This window comes from Alcaligenes sp. LTN-3 (assembly GCF_059735605.1).
Genome location: NZ_JCAPDN010000002.1, coordinates 935,216 through 957,478, shown reverse-complemented (window position 1 = coordinate 957,478; position 22,263 = coordinate 935,216). Strand labels below are relative to the sequence as shown.

General features: G+C 56.0%; 18 protein-coding genes and 2 tRNA genes. 6 read left to right on the top strand and 14 right to left on the bottom strand.

Annotated features, from left to right (window positions below; translation table 11 throughout):
* The first annotated feature begins 61 nt into the window (after nucleotides 1–61).
* From AC6I6N_RS12660 to hisM, 3 genes are read left to right on the top strand one after another with little or no spacing between them, the layout of a single operon-like run.
* Nucleotides 62–856 (top strand): ABC transporter substrate-binding protein, encoded by a 795-nt coding sequence (locus tag AC6I6N_RS12660; RefSeq protein WP_094195995.1) that lies wholly within the window; start codon nucleotides 62–64, stop codon nucleotides 854–856.
* Between the two features lie 16 nt (nucleotides 857–872).
* The gene (locus AC6I6N_RS12655; protein WP_042484236.1) at nucleotides 873–1,562 is read left to right on the top strand and encodes an ABC transporter permease; all 690 of its coding nucleotides are present in this window, start codon (nucleotides 873–875) and stop codon (nucleotides 1,560–1,562) included.
* Nucleotides 1,562–2,263, top strand: coding sequence for a histidine ABC transporter permease HisM (hisM, locus tag AC6I6N_RS12650; protein ID WP_094195994.1), 702 nt, complete (start codon nucleotides 1,562–1,564; stop codon nucleotides 2,261–2,263). The genes AC6I6N_RS12655 and hisM overlap by 1 nt, the downstream gene beginning before the upstream one ends.
* Nucleotides 2,264–2,346: 83 nt before the next feature.
* Here the strand turns inward: hisM and AC6I6N_RS12645 are convergent, their stop codons facing one another.
* From AC6I6N_RS12645 to scpB, 10 genes are all read right to left on the bottom strand, one after another.
* A complete protein-coding gene (locus AC6I6N_RS12645; RefSeq protein ID WP_203226718.1) occupies nucleotides 2,347–2,805 on the bottom strand; it encodes a DUF1641 domain-containing protein in 459 nt (152 codons plus the stop codon).
* 14 nt (nucleotides 2,806–2,819) lie between these two features.
* Nucleotides 2,820–4,010 (bottom strand): NAD(P)/FAD-dependent oxidoreductase, encoded by a 1,191-nt coding sequence (locus AC6I6N_RS12640; protein WP_094195993.1) that lies wholly within the window; start codon nucleotides 4,008–4,010, stop codon nucleotides 2,820–2,822.
* 363 nt (nucleotides 4,011–4,373) lie between these two features.
* On the bottom strand, nucleotides 4,374–6,191 hold the full coding sequence (gene typA / locus AC6I6N_RS12635; protein WP_094195992.1) for a translational GTPase TypA: 1,818 nt from the start codon (nucleotides 6,189–6,191) through the stop codon (nucleotides 4,374–4,376).
* Nucleotides 6,192–6,194: 3 nt separating this feature from the next.
* Complete coding sequence (gene truB, locus AC6I6N_RS12630) at nucleotides 6,195–6,947, bottom strand: tRNA pseudouridine(55) synthase TruB (protein ID WP_022983561.1); 753 nt, start codon at nucleotides 6,945–6,947, stop codon at nucleotides 6,195–6,197.
* Between the two features lie 33 nt (nucleotides 6,948–6,980).
* Complete coding sequence (rbfA, locus tag AC6I6N_RS12625) at nucleotides 6,981–7,394, bottom strand: 30S ribosome-binding factor RbfA (protein ID WP_094195991.1); 414 nt, start codon at nucleotides 7,392–7,394, stop codon at nucleotides 6,981–6,983.
* Between the two features lie 3 nt (nucleotides 7,395–7,397).
* Nucleotides 7,398–10,454: a translation initiation factor IF-2 gene (infB, locus tag AC6I6N_RS12620; RefSeq protein ID WP_108727905.1), complete on the bottom strand. Its 3,057-nt coding sequence runs from the start codon at nucleotides 10,452–10,454 to the stop codon at nucleotides 7,398–7,400.
* A gap of 67 nt (nucleotides 10,455–10,521) precedes the next feature.
* Nucleotides 10,522–12,006: a transcription termination factor NusA gene (nusA, locus tag AC6I6N_RS12615; protein WP_108727906.1), complete on the bottom strand. Its 1,485-nt coding sequence runs from the start codon at nucleotides 12,004–12,006 to the stop codon at nucleotides 10,522–10,524.
* The gene (gene rimP / locus AC6I6N_RS12610; RefSeq protein ID WP_094195988.1) at nucleotides 12,003–12,494 is read right to left on the bottom strand and encodes a ribosome maturation factor RimP; all 492 of its coding nucleotides are present in this window, start codon (nucleotides 12,492–12,494) and stop codon (nucleotides 12,003–12,005) included. The genes nusA and rimP overlap by 4 nt, the downstream gene beginning before the upstream one ends.
* A gap of 324 nt (nucleotides 12,495–12,818) precedes the next feature.
* Nucleotides 12,819–14,645 (bottom strand): 23S rRNA pseudouridine(2605) synthase RluB, encoded by a 1,827-nt coding sequence (rluB, locus tag AC6I6N_RS12605; protein WP_125278005.1) that lies wholly within the window; start codon nucleotides 14,643–14,645, stop codon nucleotides 12,819–12,821.
* 2 nt (nucleotides 14,646–14,647) lie between these two features.
* On the bottom strand, nucleotides 14,648–15,577 hold the full coding sequence (scpB, locus tag AC6I6N_RS12600) for an SMC-Scp complex subunit ScpB (RefSeq protein WP_497943551.1): 930 nt from the start codon (nucleotides 15,575–15,577) through the stop codon (nucleotides 14,648–14,650).
* Between the two features lie 132 nt (nucleotides 15,578–15,709).
* Here scpB and AC6I6N_RS12595 point away from each other — a divergent pair.
* A tRNA-Met gene (locus AC6I6N_RS12595) sits at nucleotides 15,710–15,786 on the top strand.
* A 796-nt stretch (nucleotides 15,787–16,582) separates the two neighbouring features.
* A tRNA-Met gene (locus tag AC6I6N_RS12590) sits at nucleotides 16,583–16,659 on the top strand.
* A gap of 216 nt (nucleotides 16,660–16,875) precedes the next feature.
* Here the strand turns inward: AC6I6N_RS12590 and AC6I6N_RS12585 are convergent.
* The gene (locus AC6I6N_RS12585; RefSeq protein WP_497943550.1) at nucleotides 16,876–17,841 is read right to left on the bottom strand and encodes a hypothetical protein; all 966 of its coding nucleotides are present in this window, start codon (nucleotides 17,839–17,841) and stop codon (nucleotides 16,876–16,878) included.
* A 129-nt stretch (nucleotides 17,842–17,970) separates the two neighbouring features.
* On the opposite strand from AC6I6N_RS12585, the gene AC6I6N_RS12580 reads away from it, so the two are divergent.
* Nucleotides 17,971–19,113: a GNAT family N-acetyltransferase gene (locus AC6I6N_RS12580; protein WP_346549125.1), complete on the top strand. Its 1,143-nt coding sequence runs from the start codon at nucleotides 17,971–17,973 to the stop codon at nucleotides 19,111–19,113.
* Between the two features lie 5 nt (nucleotides 19,114–19,118).
* Here the strand turns inward: AC6I6N_RS12580 and phaR are convergent, their stop codons facing one another.
* The 3 genes from phaR to AC6I6N_RS12565 form a co-directional block, all read right to left on the bottom strand.
* Entirely contained in the window at nucleotides 19,119–19,661 is a 543-nt protein-coding gene (gene phaR, locus AC6I6N_RS12575; protein WP_094195972.1) for a polyhydroxyalkanoate synthesis repressor PhaR, read from the bottom strand.
* A 59-nt stretch (nucleotides 19,662–19,720) separates the two neighbouring features.
* On the bottom strand, nucleotides 19,721–20,458 hold the full coding sequence (gene phbB, locus AC6I6N_RS12570; protein ID WP_009457629.1) for an acetoacetyl-CoA reductase: 738 nt from the start codon (nucleotides 20,456–20,458) through the stop codon (nucleotides 19,721–19,723).
* Nucleotides 20,459–20,584: 126 nt separating this feature from the next.
* Nucleotides 20,585–22,216, bottom strand: coding sequence for a PHA/PHB synthase family protein (locus AC6I6N_RS12565; protein ID WP_108727909.1), 1,632 nt, complete (start codon nucleotides 22,214–22,216; stop codon nucleotides 20,585–20,587).
* Nucleotides 22,217–22,263: the final 47 nt, after the last annotated feature.

The following is a 22,263-nucleotide window of genomic DNA, read 5'->3' as shown; positions in this document are numbered from 1 at the left end:
CAGCAGGGCCGAATTTGTATTGAATGCCACAAGCTAGTCGATATTTGCCGGAGTCCTTCACATGAACAAAATGCTTGCCCGCCTCCTGATGGTGGCTTTTTGCAGTGCTTTAGTACCCGCTGCCGCTCACGCAGACGAACCATCCGAAATCCGTTTTGCCACGGAAGCGGGCTATCCCCCTTTCGAGTTTCTGGACCCCAGTGGCGAGCTGCAAGGCTTTGATATCGATATCGGCAACGAAATCTGTAAACGCCTGCAGGCCAAGTGCGTGTGGATCGACCAGTCTTTTGACAGCTTGATCCCCGGCCTGCAAGCCCGCAAGTTCGATCTGGCCAACTCCACCATGACAGCTACAGAGGCGCGCGCCAGGGTCATCGACTTTAGCGAGCCCATGTACATCGTGCCGGTGCGCCTGGCCGCACGCAAAGGCAGCGGCCTGGAGCCCACCGCCGAATCCCTGAAAGGCAAGCGTGTGGGCGTGCAGCAAGGCACCACCATGGAAACCTATGCGCGCCAGAACTGGGCCAATAACGGTGTCACCATTGTGGCTTACCCCAGCTATACCGATGCCTTCAATGACCTGGCCGGCGGCCGTGTTGACGCCACTTTCCAGGAAGCCCAGAACGCCATCGAAGGCTTTTTGAGCAAACCGGCCGGCGCCGATTTTGAGCTGACCGGCAGTACCGTGGACGACAGCCCCATTTTGAACGAACCCATTGCTATGGGCATTCGCAAAGGCAACAAAAAACTCAAGAAAACCATTGATGAAGTTCTGCGCGAAATGAAGGCCGATGGCACCATGCAGACCTTTGCCGACAAATACTTCCAAAAAGAAAACATTCGCATTGCGCCCTGACCTGGATACCTGAACCATGTTGCTTTACGGTTATGGGCCACAGTTGCTGGTCGGCACCTGGGAAACCATCAAACTGGCTGTGCTCTCGCTGCTGGTTTCCCTGGTGCTCGGTCTGGTCGCTGCCCTGATGAAACTGTCTCGCGCTTCGCTGCTGCGTTGGGTGGGCGGTTTGTATACCACCTTGATTCGGGGCGTCCCGGACCTGGTGCTCTTGATGTTGTTCTTTTTCAGCCTGCAAATCTGGTTGAACGAACTGACAGACTGGCTGGAATGGGACATGATCGAGATCGATCCCTTCGGTGCCGGTGTGGTCACCCTGGGCTTTATTTATGGTGCCTACTTTGCCGAGACCTTTCGCGGTGCCCTGATGGCCATCCCCAAAGGCCAGATGGAGGCGGGCAAAGCCTGTGGCTGGAGCGCCTGGCAAGTTCTGCACCGCATCCAGATCCCGCAAATGATGCGCTACGCGCTGCCCGGACTGGGCAATAACTGGCAAATCCTGCTCAAATCCACCGCACTGGTGTCCTTGATCGGCCTGAGCGATGTGGTCAAGATTGCCCAAAACGCGGGGAACGCGACCTTCAATTCCTTCTTGTTTGTGGGTATCACCGCCCTGATCTATCTGGGCCTGACCGCTGTGAGCAATATCGGGCTGGGCTACCTGGAACGACGCTACAACATTGGCGTGAAAGGAGCGCAGTTCTAATGGATGTTCTGAACGAATTCTGGCGCGCCTATCTGTACCAAAGCAATGGTCAGCTCTCGGGCCTGGCCATGACCCTGTGGCTGCTGGTGATTTCAGTCGTGATCGGCTTTTTCCTGTCGATTTTCATGGCCATTGGCCGCGTTTCCGGTAAAGCCTGGCTGTCGCGCCCTATCGGTGCCTTCACTTATTTTTTCCGTGGTACGCCCTTGTATGTGCAGATCCTGCTGATCTACACCGCCATGTACAAGCTGGCCATTGTCAAATCGGTGCCTGCACTGGAAGCTTTCTTCATGAGCGGCTTTAACTGCATGATTCTGGCGCTGACCTTGAATACAGTCGGCTACACCACCGAAATTTTTGCCGGTGCCATCCGCTCCATGCCTTCTGGTGAAGTCGAGTCGGCCCGTGCCTATGGCATGTCCGGCTGGACCTTGTACCGCCGCGTGATCTTGCCGCAAGCCCTGCGTCGTGTCCTACCGGCTTACAGCAATGAAGTGGTCCTGATGCTGCATGCCACCTCACTGGCCTTTACCGCCACGGTTCCCGACCTGCTCAAGATCGCGCGTGATGCCAATGCAGCCACCTATCAGACCTTCACCTCCTACGGGATTGCCGCATTGATTTACCTGTGCGTGTCTTTCATTCTGGTCGGTGCATTCCGAATTGTGGAAAAACGCCAAATGGCGTTCCTGAATCACTAAACGCTGAGGTGCTGAGGTGCTGAGCAAAAAAATGGGCCGCTTGCAAAAGCGGCCCATTTTTCTTTAGCGACACAAGCGCCCTGTCAATCGCCCGTATGATCCAGGTTCTGATAGCGCATCTGACGTCCCATCACACCGGCCATCATCAAAAAGAAAGTCAGACCGCGACGCACTTCTGGCTCCTTGGCCAGGCGTATCAGGCCCATCAGAGTCGGGGTCGTCTCCGTGGCTCGCACTTGATCCGCAGCCATACGGGCCGCGTTTCCAACTGACCAGGCGGCTCCTACGCCCTCCTCAAAGCCCTTCATGAGCTTCTCAAGCATATAGTCGTCCGTCATATCCACCAGATCGGCCAGCAGGGACACGGCATCCACCACCCGATTCAAACGACCACCGGCCAATAAGGGTTCTATCTTGCCGATCAACTCATCCAGACCCTTGATGCCCGGATCCTCTCCAAGCAGGCTTTCCAGGGCAGAGGGGGACTTCTGAGCCGCACCCGCATCGCCGGGGTTCAAGGATTTATCCGATACCGAATTCATCTGTCTCTCCTGACTTAGACCAAGCCACGGGCCACGGCCCAGTAAATACCCCGATTAAAGCCCTTGCGCAGCAGGCCACCCAGCTTGGTGGGCGGCGTAGGATGCACATCCTCCTTGTAGTCATACCAGAGCGGCATCCCCCCCTCCAGACCCATTTGGGCTACCGCCACCACACGGCCGTCGTATTCGTCACAAGTACGCCCGAATCGCAGCTCGGAGGCCAGATTATTGACCACCACAGGCGACTGGTTGTGACATGAGCCACCTGCTTTACTGATGGGCAGGTCCACCGTGTCACCCAGCACGTACACATTGTCCAGGCCCAGCACCTTCATGGTTTGATGATCGGTGGGGACCCAGCCCTCGTTGTCGGCGGCTTGAGAGATCCCCGAATCACGAACCGCTGCAACTGCCGTAATTGGCGGTGTTGCCATCAAAAGGTCAAATGGCTCTTCTGCCCCTTCCTCGGAATACGCAATCTTGCGTTCAGGGTCCACTCGGCTCAAGGTAAAACCACGTTGATGCTTGATATCCCTATCCTCAAAAATTGGCGGCAAGACCTGGCAAACCTCGTTCTGCATGAACAGGCAATTACGCAGGAGCTGGGAGGTGGTGGGATAGGTATAGGCAATCTCCACCTTGTCCCGTACGCCACGACGACGCAGGTATTCATCCAGCATCAAGGTAGTTTCTACCGGCGCGATGCCGCACTGATGCGGAACATTATGGGTTTTGGGGAAGGTGACGGTAACCAGCACGCGGCCTTTCTCCAGCCTGCTCAGGCGGTCAGCCAACTGACGGGCAGGGGCGTGCTGATAGAAATGATCACCGCCCTCTTTCAGGCCCTCAATTTTTTCCGGCGATGGCACGCAACCCGTAGACAGCACCAGATAGTCGTAATCGATCTTCTTACCGCTGGCGCAGTGCAAACGGCTGGCTGAGAAATCAAAGCCACTGACCTCCTCCAGCTGGAAATCAATTTCAGGGCGTAAAAGGGAAATTTGCGGTCGCCGCAGCTCGTCCCGAAAAAAGGCATCAAAAGCCACATACATAAAAGCGGGCTTGTAATAATGCCAGGGGGAATTGGACAACAGAGTAACGCGGACTTTGCCCGAACGAATTTCCGGGTATAGCTTGGTCACCAGATGATTGGCGGTCATCGTACCGCCAATACCACCACCTACAATCACAATATGCTGCACCATCAGTATTCTCCTTAATGGGGGAAACTGTGAAGCGCACCCTGATTCACAAAAAAATCAAGCAAAAACAGGATGGTACACAGCAATCACTAAGACTATGCAAAGCGAGCTTGGTAATGTGTCCAGCCAATTTGTATCAAATAAGTATTAAGCAGAAATTAAAACGGCCGTTTCTTTTTTGATGAGTTATCCAATCAAATTTATTTATCTCACACCCTTTGCCGATTTAAAAAACAAGCCGGGGCGATTATGCATACACCCCAGCCTCTTAATAACTTTCTCACATATGGCCCAACCCTGCCAATATAGAATAAAAAAAACGCCTGCATCAAGCAGGCGTTTTCTCCTATCGCAAAACCCGAAGAATTAACTTTCGCGTTGACTGCGACGACGCTCGTGTTCTTTCAGGTAACGCTTGCGCAGGCGAATGGACTTGGGAGTCACTTCAACCAGCTCATCGTCATCCAGGAAGTCCACGGCGTATTCCAGGCTCAAGCGGATAGGTGGAACCAGATCAATGTGCTCGTCCTTGCCGGAAGCACGCACGTTGGTCAGTTTCTTTTCCTTGATGGGGTTAACCACCAGGTCGTTGTCGCGGCTGTGAATACCAATGATCATGCCTTCGTACAGGGCATCACCGGGAGACACAAACATGCGACCGCGATCCTGCAGTTTCCACAAGGCGTAGGCCACGGCATCACCGTCGTCCTGGCTGATCAGCACGCCGTTACGACGCTCGCCAACCGCGCCTTCACGCATGGGGCGGAACTCGTCAAAGGTGTGGCTCATCAGGCCAGTACCACGTGTCAGCGTCATGAACTCGCCCTGAAAGCCAATCAGGCCACGAGCAGGAATACGGTACTCCAGACGGGTACGACCACGGCCATCGGCAACCATATCCTGCAAGTCACCACGACGGCGACCCAGCTCTTCCATCACGCCACCTTGGTGGCCGTCTTCGACGTCCACGGTCAGTTGCTCGTAGGGCTCCATCTTGACGCCGTTTTCTTCACGAATCAGCACGCGTGGACGCGATACGGCCATTTCGTAGCCTTCACGACGCATGTTTTCGATCAGAATGGTCAGGTGCAACTCACCACGACCGCACACTTCAAACACGGTATCGTCGTCGGTTTCGTTAACGCGCAGCGCCACGTTGGATTTCAGCTCGCGATCCAGACGGTCGCGCAGCTGACGGCTGGTCACGAACTTGCCTTCACGGCCAGCCAATGGCGAGGTGTTCACCATGAAATTCATGGTCAGGGTAGGCTCGTCAATGCGCAGCAAAGGCAAGGCGTCCTGGTGAGCAGGATCGGTTACCGTGCAACCAATGCCCAACTCTTCAATACCGTTGATCAGCACGATGTCACCGGCTTCGGCTTCATCTACCGACACACGCTCCAGACCCTTGAACTTCAGAACCTGGTTGATGCGGCCCTTGATGACTTCGCCATCAGGACCAAATTTCACGACTACATCCTGAGCAGCGCGCACACGGCCACGGTTCACACGGCCTACACCGATCTTGCCCACGTAGGAGCTGTAATCCAGGGAACAGATCTGCAGTTGCAGGGGTGCGTTGACGTCGTCTTCACGTTGGGGCACGTGTTCCAAAATAGCGTCGAACAAAGGACGCATATCGCCTTCGCGCACGTCTTCGGTCAAACCGGCGTAGCCCGACAGACCCGATGCGTAAATGATGGGGAAGTCCAGCTGTTCGTCGGTAGCGCCCAATTTGTCGAACAAATCAAAGGTGGCGTTGATCGCGAAGTCAGGACGGGCGCCAGGGCGGTCAACTTTGTTGACCACCACAATCGGACGCAAACCCAGTTCCAGCGCTTTACGAGTCACGAAACGGGTTTGAGGCATAGGGCCTTCCACCGCGTCCACCAGCAACAGCACGCCATCAACCATGGACAGCACGCGCTCGACCTCACCACCGAAGTCAGCGTGACCGGGGGTGTCGATAATGTTGATGTGGGTGCCTTCGTATTCGACGGCACAGTTCTTCGCCAGAATGGTAATACCGCGTTCTTTCTCGATATCGCCCGAGTCCATGACACGTTCGGAGATATGTTCGTTGTCACGGAACGTACCTGCCTGTCTCAACAATTGATCGACCAGGGTGGTCTTCCCGTGGTCAACGTGGGCAATAATGGCCACATTGCGCAATGCGCGTCTCATAACTCATCCTTCTGATTGAAGTTTTTTGGGCAAAATCTCGGTAGGCAAGCTCTCGATGGCCAGCAAGGCCGACATCGGGTCTTCCATCGCCTGCAACCCATCCAGGGTGTAGGCGTCGTCGATATGAAAAGGTCCTAATTCTGTCCGGCGCAAGGCCGTCAGATGGGCAAAACACCCCAGAGCACGTCCAATGTCTTGCGCCAGGGTCCGGATATAGGTTCCCTTGCTGCAACGTACAAACAAACGCGCCGATTGCGGCGTAAAGTCTTGCACCTGCAAATCGTGAATCACGAGATGTCGTGCCTCACGTTCCAGCTCTATACCCTGACGGGCATATTCATACAGGGGCTTGCCATCGCGCTTGAGCGCGGAATACATGGGCGGCACCTGCGTAATGGGTCCTCGGAAAGCAGGCAATACTGCTTCCAGCGCCTCGAGGGTGACGCCGGCAAAATCTGCCGGAGCCTGAGACACCACATTGCCGGTCAAGTCGCCTGAATCGGTTTCTTGTCCAAACTGCAAGGTAGCTTCATAGGCTTTGTCTGCTTCCAGCATCGTGGCAGAAATTTTGGTAGCCCGGCCAAAACAGCAAACCAGCAGACCCGTCGCAAACGGGTCCAAGGTTCCGGTATGGCCAGCTTTGCGGGCATCCAGAGTGCGGCGGGCACGCTGCAAAGCGTGGTTGCTGGACATTCCGTCGGACTTGTCCAGTAGCAGCACACCATCAATCAACTGCCCGCGTTTTCGCGTAGCCATTGTGTGTCAATCCGTGAAGAAACAACAGCCGCGTCAGGGCTGTTCGTCTGGTTCGTCCGACTTGGACGCGGAGCCAGTCAATTGGCTATCGGCCTGGTTGGCGCTGTCGATGAGCTTGGAGAGCTCCATGCCGCGTTCCAACTGTCGGTCGTGATGAAAATGCAAAGTTGGAACGGTATGGATGTGCAGCAGCTTGAACAGCAGCGAGTGCAACCAACCGGCCTTCTCGGTCAAAGCCGCCTGAGCGACTTCGGGCTCGGCGCCCAGCACCGAGTAATACACTTTGGCGTGTGCGTAGTCAGGAGACAGCTCCACGCCGGTCAAGGTAATCAAACCAGCGCGGGTCATGTCGATCTCGCGCTGGATCAGGACCGCCAGATCCTTCTGGATCTGGTCGGCCAGGCGCAGGTTGCGCCCTGGGTTTGGTTTGGACTTGTGTCGTGCCATAAATTACAGTGTCCGGGCGATCTCTTTGATCTCGAAGATCTCAAGCTGGTCGCCCACTTGGATGTCGTTGTTGCCACGCAGTGTGATACCGCAATCGAAGCCGGAACGCACTTCCTTGACATCGTCCTTGAAGCGGCGCAGGGAATCCAGGTAGCCACTCCAATGCACCACGTTGTTGCGCAGCAAGCGAACTTGCGAGTCGCGACGGACCACGCCTTCGGTAACCATACACCCGGCGATGTTACCAATACGTGACACGTTGTAGACTTCGCGAATTTCAACCATGCCGATGACTTCTTCGCGCTGCTCGGGAGCCAGCATGCCGGACAGAGCCGCTTTGACCTCGTCCACCGCATCGTAAATGATGTTGTAGTAACGCAGATCAATGCCGTTGGCTTCGGCCAGTTTCTTGGCGCTTTGCTCGGCACGGACGTTAAAGCCGATTACCACCGCGTTCGATGCAATAGCCAGGTTGACGTCGCTCTCGGAGATGCCACCCACAGCCGCGTGTACCACCACCACGCGCACTTCGTCGGTAGACAACTTGACCAGCGACTGCACCAGAGCTTCTTGCGAACCTTGCACGTCGGTTTTGATGATCAGCGACAGGGTTTGCGTACCTTCACCCAGGTTGTCGAACATGGACTCCAGCTTGGCGGCCTGTTGACGCGACAGTTTCACATCACGGAACTTGCCTTGACGGAACAGGGCGATCTCACGGGCCTTACGCTCGTCAGCCATCACAACCAGTTCGTCACCCGCTGCTGGCACTTCGGTCAGACCCTGGATTTCCACTGGAATCGATGGGCCAGCCGAGTTCAGCGACTTGCCGGTTTCGTTCAACATGGCGCGAACGCGACCAAAGGAAGCGCCAACCAGTACGCTGTCACCGCGGTTCAAGGTACCGCTTTGCACCAGAATGGTGGCCACTGGACCGCGACCCTTGTCCAGACGGGCCTCGATCACTGTACCCTTGGCAGGCGCATCAATCGGAGCCTTCAACTCCAGCATTTCCGCTTGCAACAGGACGTTTTCCAGCAACTCGTCGATGCCCTGGCCGCTCTTGGCCGACACAGGAATAAAGGGCACATCGCCACCGTATTCTTCGGGCACCACTTCCTCGGCTACCAGCTCTTGCTTGACGCGCTCTGGGTTAGCTTCGGGCTTGTCGATCTTGTTGATCGCCACCACCAGTGGCACGCCAGCGGCGCGAGCGTGGTGAATGGCTTCACGAGTCTGAGGCATCACGCCGTCATCTGCAGCCACCACCAAAATCACGATGTCCGTAGCCTTGGTACCGCGAGCACGCATGGCCGTAAAGGCTTCGTGACCGGGGGTATCCAGGAAAGTGGCGGTGCCGCGATCCGTTTTCACGTTGTAAGCACCGATGTGCTGCGTAATACCACCGGCTTCGCCCGACGCGATCTTGGCGCGACGGATGTAGTCCAGCAGCGACGTTTTACCGTGGTCAACGTGACCCATCACGGTTACCACTGGAGCACGAGGCTTCAGTTCAGCATCGTTTTGGGCATCCGTATCCACCAGGAAGGCTTCAGGATCGTCCAGCTTGGCGGCAATGGCCTTGTGACCCAGCTCTTCGACCAAAATCATGGCCGTTTCCTGATCCAGCACCTGGTTGATGGTGACCATCTGACCCAGTTTCATCAGGTGCTTGATCACCTCGGCTGCCTTGACGGCCATACGGTGAGCCAGGTCGCTGACCGAAATGGTTTCAGGCACGTGTACTTCACGGGCAATGAATTCTGCCACTTGTGGTTCGCGACGCTCGGCCTGAGCATTGCGGCCACCACGGCCACCCTTGCCACGGCCTGCCTTGGCGTTGGCTTTCCAGCCTTCACGACCACCACCGGCACCGGCGGAGGCCACATCAGCCTTGGAAGGCTGCTTCTTACGGCTGGCATCGCTGGTCCAGCCAGGCGTACTGTCAGTCTTGACGGGTTTGCCTGGAACCTTCTCAGCCTTGGCGCCTTTGACCTCTTTTTTCTGAGCGCCCTTGGCACCTGCCTTGCTGTCAGCCTCTGGCTCGGGAGCACGCAAGACTTTACGAGGACGGTTCAACATATCGCGCAACGCAGCGGCTTCCGCCTCTGCTGCCTTACGGGCGCGATCACGATCCTGGTCTTGCTCCACATCGGCGGCAACAGGAGGAATCACCGGGCCACGCACGGCACGGCGCTGGCTATTGGTGGCCATATCCCGAGGTTTTCCAGTCGAAGTGGGCGTTTTTGTCCCTTGAGGGTGCTGATTTTTATTCACAGAGTTAGCTTGACGGGCGTCGTTCACAGATTTAGTAGGTTCCACAGGCTTTTCTTGGGCCGTAGGAGAGGGAGCCGATTCGACCCTTTCCTGAACAGGCTCTGCAGCGGCTTCGGAGGGTTCCGATGCCGCAGGGGCGTGTTCCTGAGGCTGGGGCTCGGGTTGGCTTGGGTTTTCCTGCGCAGCCACAACGGGCTCTGCAGGAGCAGCAGGTTCGGGCGCGGGCTCAACAACAGGAGTCGGCTCAGGAGCGGCGACCACCTCGGGCTCAGGCTCTGGCTTGGGCTCAGGCTTAGACTCAACAGGGGCTTGCTCTTGCACAGGAGTCTCGGGAGCGGCGGCCACAGGAGCCACGGGCTCGCTGACAGGCGCGGCGGGCGCCTGTTCAACAGCCGGCTTTTCCTGACTGGCCGCTTGGGCCTGAGCAGCTTGCTCCTTTGCATTTTCCTGTGCCAATGCCGCATTGGCTTCTGCCACCAGCTCGGAGGGATCACGCTTTACAAACACACGTTTTTTGCGTGTTTCCACCTGAATCGTGCGGGAACGACCCGACCCGTCATCCTGACGGATCTCCGATGTTTGACGACGAGTCAGGGTGATCTTCTGACCTTCCTGACTGCCGTGCGAGCGGCGCAACGATTCAAGCAGCTTCGCCTTATCCGAATCAGTGATGGCGTCATCAACTGATTTGAGCTCAATACCTGCGCTACGCAACTGCTCCAGCAGAACATTCGCAGGCATTTTCAGTTCTTGAGCGAACTGGGCGACAGTGTTACTCGACATTCGACTCTCTCTTGCTTTACTACAACTATTCTTAATGAATACAACGCGCGGGACCTAGCTAGACATATCAGGCCTCGTCGTCAAACCAGTGGGCACGGGCACGCATGATCAGGTCGCTGGCTGCATCTTGCGCCAGGCCGGTCATCTCGGACAGTTCGTCTGTTGCCAGTTCCGCCAGTTCATCCAGCGTTGTAATCTCGTTTTCAGCCAGTACGGCGATCAGCTCGGGCGTCATGCCCTCGATTCCTGCCAGTTCCTTGACCGCGGTCTGTACCAATTCTTCCTTGGCAATGGCCTCGCTCAGCAGTGCATTGCGGGCGCGGGCACGCAGCTCGTTGACGGTTTCCTCGTCAAAGGCCTCGATATCCTGCAATTCCTGCATAGGCACGTAAGCGATTTCCTCCAAACCGGTAAACCCTTCGTCGATCAGAATATCGGCCACGGCTTCGTCCACATCCAGACGGGACATGAACATGGCGCGCAATTCTTCGCGCTCTTCGTCCTGTCGGTTGCGGCTTTCTTCCGGTGTCATGATGTTGATCTGCCAGCCGGTCAACTCCGATGCCAGACGCACGTTCTGACCACGCGAACCAATCGCCTTGGGCAGATTTTCTTCGTCTACCACCACGTCCATGGCGTGTTTGTCTTCGTCCACCAAAATGGATTCGACATGTGCCGGAGCCAAGGCACCGATCACAAACTCGGCCGGATCATCGGCCCACAACACGATATCGACCTGTTCGCCGCCCAGCTCGTTACGCACGGCAGTAACGCGCGAACCTCGCATGCCCACGCAAGTACCGATAGGATCGATACGCTTGTCGTAAGCAATAACGGCGATCTTGGCACGCACACCCGCATCACGGGCAGCGGCCTTGATTTCCAGCAGACCCTGTTCGATCTCGGGTACTTCGTTCTCGAACAGTTCTTTAATAAAGTCAGGAGCGGTACGCGACAAGATGACCTGTTGGCCACGAGCGGCGTAATCCACTTTCTGTACCCAGGCACGAACGCGATCGCCCACACGGATATTTTCCTTGGGGATCATTTCCGAACGAGGCAAACGCGCCTCGATCTTGCCCATTTCGATAATGGCATCGCCCTTATCCATGCGCTTGACCGTACCGGAAACAATCGTTTCACCGCGCTCCAGGAAGTCGTTCAGAACCTGCTCGCGCTCGGCGTCGCGGATTTTTTGCAAAATGGCCTGTTTGGCCGCCTGGGCACCGATACGACCGAACTCGATAGGTTCGAGCGGCTCTTCGATGTAATCGTCCACTTGCAGCTCGGGATCGATTTCCTGGGCGTCCGACAACATTTCCTGTTTATCGGGCTCTTGCAGGCCGGCCTCGTCGGGCACGACCAACCAACGCCGGAACCCTTCGTGGGCGCCGGTCTCCCTGTCGATTTCCACACGGATATCGACATCCTCTTTGAAGCGCTTTTTCATGGCCGAGGCCAGGGCGCTTTCGAGCGCGGTGAACACGACATCACGCGCTACGGATTTTTCACGCGCCAGCGCATCGACCAGCAATAGAATTTCGCGACTCATCGCTTCTTACCCTTGAAATCAAGAACGGGATCCAATTTGGCACGATCCACCTGGTCATAGGTGAATTCGACCTGCGTCAGCTTGCCCGATGCTTCGTCCAGTTCCAGCCTAAAAACGGTATCCAGCGGAACACTAGTCGGTAGCGCCCCTTCAGGAGCGTGGAGCGTACCCACAAACACTTTCCGATTATCGAGTGCTTCGTGCAGGCGCACCTGCACCCGACTGCCCGCAAAACGCACGTAATCACCAATGCGCAGCAAGGGGCGATCTATCCCCGGCGAAGTCACTTCCATGCGGTTATAGTCCACGTTTTCCACTTCGAAAACGCGCGATAATTGTTTAGACACCCATTCACAGTGTTCGATACGCACCCCTTCCGGGTGATCAATGACGATGCGTAACAAGCCTAGCGGCGCACGCTCCACGTCCACCAGTTCGTACTCGGTACCCGCCAGGGTCTCTTGTGCCAAAGCCAGAATGTCTGCCATAAAATCCAAAAAAAATGGGCTGTACGCCAGCCCATGGTCACCATGCTCACTTGAGGGTCAAGCGGGCCCTGGTCTTGCGCATTGCCAACGTCAAACTCGGGATAGTTGCAGGCGCAACCGAACCGGATGATCCACGCGGTCTTTTCTTTGAAAGACCGCCCTATTCGCTGGCGCGCAGCATCAAAAAAGACCCAGCCGACACAAACGTCTCTGAGCCAAGTTCTATATTCTACCAGAAAACCGGAAAATACGTGCATTCACACGGCCTTACAGGCCCAAACCGCAGGGTTTGGGCCACAAACTCAAAGTCCGCGCGACTTGGCTTTACCGACGCCCGCGTCCCAGGTGGGACTCATGAGCGGCCGAGCCGGCTGGCTGCCAGTCATCATCACGACGGCTGACACGGCGCACCACTGTTGTTTTCTTCACATGTGCCTTAGGCGCTTGCCCGGCACCGGCGCGATCGGAAGCACTGCGGCGGGCCGAAGGCGCACGCCCCTCCTGGCCTCCACGAGCCTGGCCACGGGCTTGCTCATTACGCCCCGGTTCACCGCGCGCCTGATCGCCACGCGCTGGGCGGCGGCCATTGTGTACGCGCGCACCTTCCTGCGAACGCCCCTCGCGACCGCGGCCTTCGTGTGTACGCCCCTCTGAAGAGCGCCCTTCTGCCGAACGACCGCGCTGCTGACCACGAACACCCTGCCCGCTGCGCGCAGTACCACGCCCTTGACCACCGTGCTCACGACGACCACCATCGGGATGGCCATTGGCCAAACCACCGCTGATGAACAAGGCGCCGCTGACGGACTCATTCACACGTACATTGTTCGAGGAGCGACCGCGACCTGCCACACGACCACCACGGCCCATGCGGGCACCGCTCAGGCCGTTATGCTCCAGCGTACCGAAGCCGGGGGGCAAGGCACTGTCATGAGACAGAGGCTGACGCTCACGACGCTGGTGACCACCCTCGTCATCCGATTCTTTCACCAAACCCAGACGCAGCATAAATGCCATCACCACATCAGCGTCCAGCTCCTCCCAACGACCACGGCGCAAGTTCTTAGGCAGGCCCACATCACCAAAACGTGTCCGGATCAAACGGCTAACCGTCACACCCATCGCCTCAAACATACGGCGCACTTCGCGGTTACGACCTTCGTGGATCGTGACGCGATACCAACGATTGCTGCCCTCGCCTCCCAGGAACTCGATCAGGCCGAACTTGGCCACGCCGTCTTCCAACTGCACGCCATCGCGCATGGACTGCATTTGCTCTTCGCTGAGTTCGCCCAGAACACGTACTGCGTATTCACGTTCGGCGCCGTAGCGTGGATGCATCATGCGGTTAGCAATATCGCCCGAGGTAGTAAAAATCAACAAACCCTCAGTATTCAGATCCAGACGACCGACGGACAACCACTTGCCCACTTTCAGAGACGGCAGGCGACCGAACACCGTGGCGCGACCTTCGGGATCATCGTGCGTCACGATTTCCCCAGCAGGCTTGTGATACAGAATCACGCGTGGGGGGCGCTTGGTGTTGGCACGATTGATCAACTGACCATTAATACGCACTTTGTCGTCTGCGCTGACACGTTGCCCGATATGAGCAGGCTCGCCATTGACAGAGACACGGCCCGCAACAATCAGCTCTTCCATATCGCGGCGCGAACCGATACCAGCCTCAGCCAGCACTTTGTGCAATTTGGGCTGCACCAAATCGCTACCCATGTATTTACCCAGACGCTGCGACAGACGATTTTGCTTGTCCAGGTGGCTGAATGCGATGTCATCATCACCATCCAGAATCACAACTGGTGCCTCGTCAGCCGCGTTTGAATAGCGAGCATCCTGAGCGCTGCCAGGGCGCTTGCCGGCGCCACCGCGTGCATCTTGGCGACGACCCGCCGGCGCAGGTTTGCGTCGATTATTCTGTGGGCGGGCAGGACGGGCTTTGGCCTCGTCAGGAGCGGCAGCCAAAGCCTGTTCATTCTGGCGAGGGGCCGACTCTTGTGCAGCATCGCCACGACGGCGGCGAAACGGGGTGCGCAACTTACGCCCTTGGCCTTTCGCGCGGGGATTCTTGGGGTCGGCCGCGCCTGAGGCGTCCGACGTAGAGGCTGTGTTCGTCTCGTGCGAATCAGTCATTTTTAATCATTTACTCCAGAGTTTTTTATTTCATCCGGTACCTGTACATCCGATAGGCCAGCCGCAGCCTGGGCCTCATCCACGGGGTCCGGTGTCGTATTCACTTCAGCTTGTTCAATTTGTGGCAGCTCCGCTTCTGAAACTGCCCCAAGCAAATTGTCCTGACTGCCTGACTTGGAATCCGCTTCGGACCCCAGCTCAAGCTGAGCAACAGAAGCCTGCAGCGGCTCCATGCCCACTTCCAAAGCAGCGTCTTGTTCTGCTTCTTGTTCTATTTCTTGCCCTGCCTCAGAACCAGCCTGCTGCGTTGCCACAGATGCAAACGCTTGCTCTGCAGCCTGCTGTGCCGCCTGCTCCCGGCTCTGATCCTGATGATCTTCACCCTGCTGATGACCCAGCCCTTGATCCGATGCATTGCCCTGCTCTGCCGACGCAGCCGCTTGCTCGCTGGGCAAGGACGACAGCACATCCAGGGAATCCAGAGCTTCAACTGCGGGCAACTCATCCAAAGAACGCAGCCCCAGATCATTCAAAAACTGACGGGTCGTTCCCAGCAATGCCGGGCGTCCGGGTGCGTCACGATAGCCAAGAACTTCAATCCAGCCCCGATCTTCCAGGGTACGCACAATTTGAGTCGACACACTAACACCACGTATGTCCTCAATGTCCCCACGGGTAACAGGTTGCCGCCAAGCAATAATCGCCAAGGTTTCCAGCACGGCCCGCGAATACTTGGGCGCGCGCTCCAGACTAAGACGGGACAAAAATACTTGCATGGCCGGGCGACTTTGAAAGCGCCAACCCGAGGCAACCTGAACCAATTCCAGGCCACGCTCTTTCCAATCCAATTGCAAGATAGCCAGATAACGGCGCAGATCATCCGCGCTCAGCGGCGGGGAGACAAACATTTTGCGCAACTCGGCGCTGTTCATGGGCTGCTGCGCACACAGCAAAGCCGTCTCCAGGACTCGGATTATTTCACTTTCAGTCACTACTGGGAAGCCTCACTTTCTGGCGATACTTGCATAAAACAAAAATTCCATGTTAGTATTTATCTTTTCCGGCGCGGGGTGGAGCAGCATGGTAGCTCGTCGGGCTCATAACCCGAAGGTCGTAGGTTCAAATCCTGCCCCCGCAACCATCATCCGGAACTGCTTAGCAGAATCAAACAAGCCAGCCAATTCGCGCTGGCTTTTTTGTTGCCCGCCGTTTTGGTCTTCAATCTTGCGCTCGGCGCAGTCCAGCGCCAGAACACGCAGACCAGCCTTCAACACCGTAGCAAAAATCACAAACACTGCATGCATCCGAATCGCCACCGAGCTTTGTACCGGAGCGGACGCGCACGCAAACACACCGCCCTGGCCAACGCCAGAAACAGCAGCATTAAACGCAATTAAAAATTTTGTGTAAGCACACATGCTGATGATGAGTATGTCCGCAAGCCCTATCGGACTGGATTTGAATTGGCGCTTCTGAGATTTACAGGGCGCGAAAACAGCACAACAACATTTGGGGCAATAACTGATCGGGGCAATGCAGGTCTATAGTGTCAAATGCCAACATCAAGGCACCAACAGACCACCGCAGGGGTTATCGATTGCCTAAACCTGAAGCAAAGCCAGAAACAGAGAAATTCGTTTTGCCGGGACATCCCGCCTAGTAGGGGAGCCGACTGCTATCACAGCTAGATGCCAGCCAATACGAGCTGGTCGCTATACAGGGAGCCGCTTGCGCGTTTGAGCTTTTAGAAATGCCAGTCCGGCTGAACCTGTAAGCACAGTCTGTATTACACCATTGCGACCGGCAAGACGCAAGAAAATTGAGGGCCGTTTTATCCTGCCCTCATGCCCTTCCCAGTAGCCATCGACAAATATTAATGAAATAAACACGCCACACTATGTACATAATCAAAAACTATGTTATAGTTACTTTTCTGACGCGGGGTGGAGCAGCATGGTAGCTCGTCGGGCTCATAACCCGAAGGTCGTAGGTTCAAATCCTGCCCCCGCAACCAAATTTAAAAAACCGTCGCTTATGCGGCGGTTTTTTTTCGTCCTGCTCCAAGGTGCTCGCCTTATCAGGCGTTGCTGCTTGCGACACGTTAAGCGACATGGCCTGGATACGTTCAGTCCTCCCAAGCCATACCTATAGCTTGAACAGCGCTCACACGGCTAATCACAAAAGCCGGAAGAGAACCTCCGGCCCCTAAAAACCCCGTGCTTGACGTCAACTAATTCGATGCCTCTGCTCGGCCAAGGCTGAACAAATGCAAACCATAGCGCAAATGATCACGCAACCAGACATAGGCTGCAGGAACCTGTCCTGTATCAAATCTGGCTTGCAAGCTCAGGCCAGCTAATAATTTACGCGCTTGATCAACAGACACGCCAGGCTCCAGGCGTACCACTGGCCAGGAGGGATCCATGTTCATCTCCAACGACAAGCGCCCATGGGGTGCGGGCAGTTGGGCGATGAATGCCAGCAAGGCATCACGACTGTCTCGATCCGCCACCGAATCGGGCATCAGTTGTACCGCACTGCGTGCTGCCAACAAGGCCTTTTCAATAGCGGGGCGCGGGTCCTCGTGCATACTCATGCTCAAGACCACTGCGGGCATGACCATGGACTGGATCAGATTTTGATTATCCAGATACAGATTCAGGCTTTTAAGCTCCGCCTGTTCAAGATCGTCTGCCCCCAAGGCGCGCCCTACTGCGGACTCAACACCAAACTGAGCCTGAACACGAACCTCCCTAAGGTGCTGGCTACGCAATCGCGCTTGCTCCAGAGACAATTGCGCCGACGCTGAGTCCCACTTGTAGGCAAGGGAGAAATCCATCGGCTTTGCCTGTAGACGCATAATGTAATCTTGCCCCGGCAGCAGCCCGGTCAGAACATAGATCCCGCTTATTCTTAAATCCATGGAGTCAGGAATCTCTTGCTGCTCAGAATAGGAGGTCAATCCCTCATCGCGCAACACCAGCTCGTCAAAAGCCAACAGCATGGACGAAAAACCAGCCGACCACTGCCCATTCTGAACTCGACAAGCTCCATCCTCATCCTGCATCTGCAACTCATCACCAGATTGCGGCTGCAAAGCGACATAATTACGCAAATACTCACAAGCCGGCCCCGCTTGAACCGAACTGGCCAGCACCATCGCGCTGCCCAACATCAAGGCAATCTTTTTCTTCATGAACCCCTCGTAGCGGGCAAGCGCCGGCAACCCTGCCAAACAAGCCTTCCCTTTGCATGAAACGCTGGCTAGTATACAAAGCCGTCAGGGCCTATGCCCTACCCCTGTTTCAAGATAGGCCCCACTGCTATGGTCAGCACTGAACCGATCCAGTTTTCACTTTGCACCCAACTGAACAAGCTCGACTCAGCAAGCTGGGATGCGCTATCGGGTCATCACCTCTTGCTCCGCCATGCCTTTCTAAGGTCGTTGGACGACGCTGGCTGCGTTACCCCACAAACAGGCTGGTCACCGCATTACCTGTTGATGCATCGTGGACAGACGCTGTGTGGCGCCGTGCCCCTGTATCTGAAACACCATTCCCGGGGAGAATATGTGTTTGACCAAGGCTGGGCTCAGGCCTATCAACGTCACGGCCTGGACTATTACCCCAAGCTCTTGTGCGCCATCCCTTTTACGCCCGTCAGCGGCCCGCGTCTTTTGGCTCACTCTCATGAAGATCGGGTTCTGCTGGCCCGACAACTGATTCAACTGACACAGAGCAATCAGTTGTCCTCCGTACATGTGCTCTTTCCCAATCCGGACGACAGGCAAGCTCTGGAGCAGGCTGGCTTCATGATTCGCCATGATGTGCAATTTCACTGGCAGAACCAGGACTACGCCAGCTACGAGGACTTTCTGGCTTCGCTGACCCAGCAAAAGCGAAAAAAAATGCGACAGGACAGCCGCAAGGTTTACGAACAAGGCCTGTCCTTTGAACACAAGCAGGGTCAAGAAATTAGCGAACAAAATCTGGACTACTTTTACCAGTGCTACGCCAACACCTACCAAGAGCGCGGGCAACATCCTTATCTAAACCGGGATTTCTTTGCCCGCCTGCACGAGCAGTTGCCCGAATCCCTGGTATTGATTCTGGCACAACAACATGGACAAGAAGTCGCCTGCGCCCTGTCGCTACAAGACGGACACACGCTTTATGGACGTTACTGGGGCTGTACCCGCTACGTGCCTGGCCTGCACTTTGAGACCTGCTACAACCAGGCAATCCAGTTTTGCATTGCACAGCAACTGCGTGTTTTTGAAGGTGGCGCTCAAGGCGAGCACAAGCTCTCGCGTGGCTTGTTGCCCACGCCCACCAGCTCGGCACACTGGATTGCAGATCCTCGCTTTGCCCACGCCATTGAAGCGTTTGTGCATGAAGAAGCGGGCCATGTGGCCCGCTATCAGGAAACTCTCAGCAGCCATACCCCGTTTAAAACGCTGGCAGGCTAAAAAAATCAGTCTTTCTTGTCTTTGCCCGGTGGCACAAAGGGAAAGACCGAGAACATCTGCCGAGTCTGATCCTGCATCTGGTCCTGCATTTGCACGAACAGATTCTTGCTTTGGTCGATGTAGCTGTTCATGACGGTTTGCATCACAGGGGCCTGTAGGCTCATGAATTGCGCCCAGGCCTCGGGGCCGAACTGCCCGCCATACACGCCCTTGGACTGTTCGGTCATGCGCTCCTGAATTTCCATGAAAGCCTGAATGTTTTTTTCCAGATACGAGCCCATGACCCCCTGCATGGCATTGCCATAAAAGCGGATGATCTGCATCAGCACCGGAGTGGAAAACATCGGGATACCCCCGCTTTCTTCCTCAAGAATGATCTGCAGCAAAATACTGCGCGTCAGGTCCTCGCCGCTTTTGGCATCGACGACCGCGAACTCCTCGCCTGACAGAACCAGTTGCTTGACATCGACCATCGTGATGTAAGCACTGGCCTGTGTATCGTACAAGCGACGATTGGGGTATTTCTTGATGAGTCGAGGGGATCCCATGCTGGTGCTTACTTCCTAATCAATAAAACAAAAACACGCGCTATACACTGCAACAAGCCTTAGCTCATGTGCAAGCCACCGTTCAGGGAGAAATCCGCGCCAGTGGCAAAGCCGGAATCACCCGAGGCCAGCCAAGCGACCATAGACCCGATTTCATCGGGCGTGCCCAAGCGCCCCACCGGAATGGTAGCCACGATTTTCTCCAGCACATCGGGACGAATCGCGCGGACCATGTCCGTACCAATATAACCGGGGGAAATAGTATTGACCGTCACCCCCTTATTGGCAACCTCCTGAGCCAGGGCCATGGTAAAGCCGTGGATCCCGGCTTTGGCCGTCGAGTAGTTGGTCTGGCCAAATTGCCCTTTTTGCCCGTTCACCGAACTGATGTTGATGATGCGGCCCCATTGGCGCTCTACCATGCCATCAATCACTTGTTTGGTCACGTTGAACAAGCTATTCAGGTTGGTGTCGATCACTGCGCGCCAATCTTCCTGGCTCATTTTACGGAAGGTTCCGTCGCGTGTAATCCCGGCATTATTGACCAGCACATCGACACGGCCAAAATCGGCAAATACTTTCTTAAAGGTCTCGACGGTCGAATCCCAGTCTGCCACGTTGCCCACCGAAGCATGAAATGTGTAGCCCAGCTCGGCTTGCTCGCCCAACCATTTCTGAAAATCACGGTTGGGGCCACAACCTGCAATTACGGTAAACCCGTCTTTGGCCAGGCGCTGACAAATGACTGTCCCTATCCCTCCCATACCACCAGTTACGTAAGCTACTTTGCTGCTCATATCCATCTCCTGAAAGGGGTGACAACGCTCGAATCCCTGTGCCGGCCCGGGCAATGAAAAAGCCTGGCGTCGGGATCAAGGAAGCAGGCTGATTACCCTGCTCCCGAAACCTGAAAAACTGAAGAATTAACTGGCGCGCACTTTCACATAACTGCCGGGCGCCTCTTCCAGCACGGGATAACGCGCATGGCCCAATCGACGTTTTGCGCGACGCCGTGAGCCCGACAAGGGCGCAAGCCAAGCAATCCAGTCCGACCACCAGCTACCGGGTACGGACTGAGCCCGTTCCATATACTGCTGGGCATCCAGCGTGGCGACCGGCTCGCCGTCTTGCAGCACCCAATAATTACGACGCTGCTTGGCAGGCGGATTGATCACGCCCGCAATATGGCCAGACGCTCCCAACACAAACCGATGCTGGGCCGCCGGCAATGCCCGCAAGGACGCATAGGCAGACTGCCAGGGCACGATATGGTCATCTTTGGAGCCATACAGGTACACAGGCAAATCGAGCTGACTCAGATCGGCACGGTGCTCTCCCACGGGGACGCCCCCCTTCTGAATCAGGCGATTTTCCAGATAGGTATTACGCAAATACCAGGTAAAGAAAGGACCGGGCAAATGGGTGCCGTCGGAATTCCAGTACAGCAGATCAAATGCAGGCGGTTTTTTGCCCTGCAAGTAATTGCTGTTCACATAGTTCCAAACCAGCTCGGCGGGGCGCAAGAAAGAAAAGGTACTGGCCAGTTCGCGGGCATTGAGCAAACCGCCCTGCCCCAACTGCCACTCCCGAAACGCGACCTGTGCCTCGTCGATGAAGACGTTCAGCATACCCACGTCAGTAAAGTCCAACATGGTGGTCAACAAGGTCATGGAAGCGGCCGGATCCTGGCCTTTATTGCGCGCCAGTGCCAAGGCACTGGCCAGCAAGGTGCCGCCAATACAAAAGCCCAGCGTATTGATTTTTTCCTGTCCCGACAGTTCCTGGCTGACGCGAATCGCCTCCAGCACGCCTTGCTCCAGATAGTCCTGCCAGCTCAGGGCATGGATATGGGCTGCATCGTTCGGCTGGGGATTGCGCCAGGACATCAGATACACCGTCAGCCCCTGATCCAGGGCATGGCGTACGAACGAGTTCTCGGGTTGCAAGTCCAGAATGTAGAACTTGTTAATACACGGGGGCACGATCAGCAAAGGCACGGCATGCACCATGCTGGTGGTGGGTGAGTACTGAATCAGCTGGAAAATATCATTCTGGAACACCACGGCACCTGCAGTGGTGCCCACGTTTTGCCCCAACTGAAACTGGCTTTCATCCGTTTGGGTCATGCGCCCCTTTTGCCAGTCATCCATAAAGTTGGACATGCCTTCCAGCACCGACTGGCCGCCCGTGTCCATCATGGTTTGTAGAGCCTGGGGGTTGAGCATCAAGTAATTGCTGGGCGACATGGCCTCGGCCCACTGCATCATGGAAAAGCTCAGACGCTCCCGCTGTGCGGTGTCCAGCTCCATCAGGTCCAGCATCTCGTTCATGGCCTGAACGCTAAGCTGCCAGACATGGGCATTGAACAAGGCGGTAGGATTACGCTGCCAGGCGGCATCCGCAAACCGACGATCCTGCGGGGCAGGCAAGGCTCCCCGTTGAGCCTGGTCCCACAGCTCCTGCCACTGCTGCATGTAACGAGCCTGGAGTTCAGCACAGCCGGTAGCATCCATCGGTTTGCCAAAACCTTGAAAAGCACTGTTATTACTCGACATCTGCCACCTGTAAACGAATTGCAAATACGCTTAGAGCATGACGTTCG

Excerpts from the sequence above, each read along its gene's own strand:
- AC6I6N_RS12660 (WP_094195995.1), top strand. The coding sequence starts at position 62 with ATGAACAAAATGCTTGCCCGCCTCCTGATGGTGGCTTTTTGCAGTGCT.
- AC6I6N_RS12655 (WP_042484236.1), top strand. The coding sequence starts at position 873 with ATGTTGCTTTACGGTTATGGGCCACAGTTGCTGGTCGGCACCTGGGAA.
- hisM (WP_094195994.1), top strand. The coding sequence starts at position 1,562 with ATGGATGTTCTGAACGAATTCTGGCGCGCCTATCTGTACCAAAGCAAT.
- AC6I6N_RS12645 (WP_203226718.1), bottom strand. The coding sequence starts at position 2,805 with ATGAATTCGGTATCGGATAAATCCTTGAACCCCGGCGATGCGGGTGCG.
- AC6I6N_RS12640 (WP_094195993.1), bottom strand. The coding sequence starts at position 4,010 with ATGGTGCAGCATATTGTGATTGTAGGTGGTGGTATTGGCGGTACGATG.
- typA (WP_094195992.1), bottom strand. The coding sequence starts at position 6,191 with ATGAGACGCGCATTGCGCAATGTGGCCATTATTGCCCACGTTGACCAC.
- truB (WP_022983561.1), bottom strand. The coding sequence starts at position 6,947 with ATGGCTACGCGAAAACGCGGGCAGTTGATTGATGGTGTGCTGCTACTG.
- rbfA (WP_094195991.1), bottom strand. The coding sequence starts at position 7,394 with ATGGCACGACACAAGTCCAAACCAAACCCAGGGCGCAACCTGCGCCTG.
- infB (WP_108727905.1), bottom strand. The coding sequence starts at position 10,454 with ATGTCGAGTAACACTGTCGCCCAGTTCGCTCAAGAACTGAAAATGCCT.
- nusA (WP_108727906.1), bottom strand. The coding sequence starts at position 12,006 with ATGAGTCGCGAAATTCTATTGCTGGTCGATGCGCTGGCGCGTGAAAAA.
- rimP (WP_094195988.1), bottom strand. The coding sequence starts at position 12,494 with ATGGCAGACATTCTGGCTTTGGCACAAGAGACCCTGGCGGGTACCGAG.
- rluB (WP_125278005.1), bottom strand. The coding sequence starts at position 14,645 with ATGACTGATTCGCACGAGACGAACACAGCCTCTACGTCGGACGCCTCA.
- scpB (WP_497943551.1), bottom strand. The coding sequence starts at position 15,577 with ATGAACAGCGCCGAGTTGCGCAAAATGTTTGTCTCCCCGCCGCTGAGC.
- AC6I6N_RS12585 (WP_497943550.1), bottom strand. The coding sequence starts at position 17,841 with ATGAAGAAAAAGATTGCCTTGATGTTGGGCAGCGCGATGGTGCTGGCC.
- AC6I6N_RS12580 (WP_346549125.1), top strand. The coding sequence starts at position 17,971 with ATGGTCAGCACTGAACCGATCCAGTTTTCACTTTGCACCCAACTGAAC.
- phaR (WP_094195972.1), bottom strand. The coding sequence starts at position 19,661 with ATGGGATCCCCTCGACTCATCAAGAAATACCCCAATCGTCGCTTGTAC.
- phbB (WP_009457629.1), bottom strand. The coding sequence starts at position 20,458 with ATGAGCAGCAAAGTAGCTTACGTAACTGGTGGTATGGGAGGGATAGGG.
- AC6I6N_RS12565 (WP_108727909.1), bottom strand. The coding sequence starts at position 22,216 with ATGTCGAGTAATAACAGTGCTTTTCAAGGTTTTGGCAAACCGATGGAT.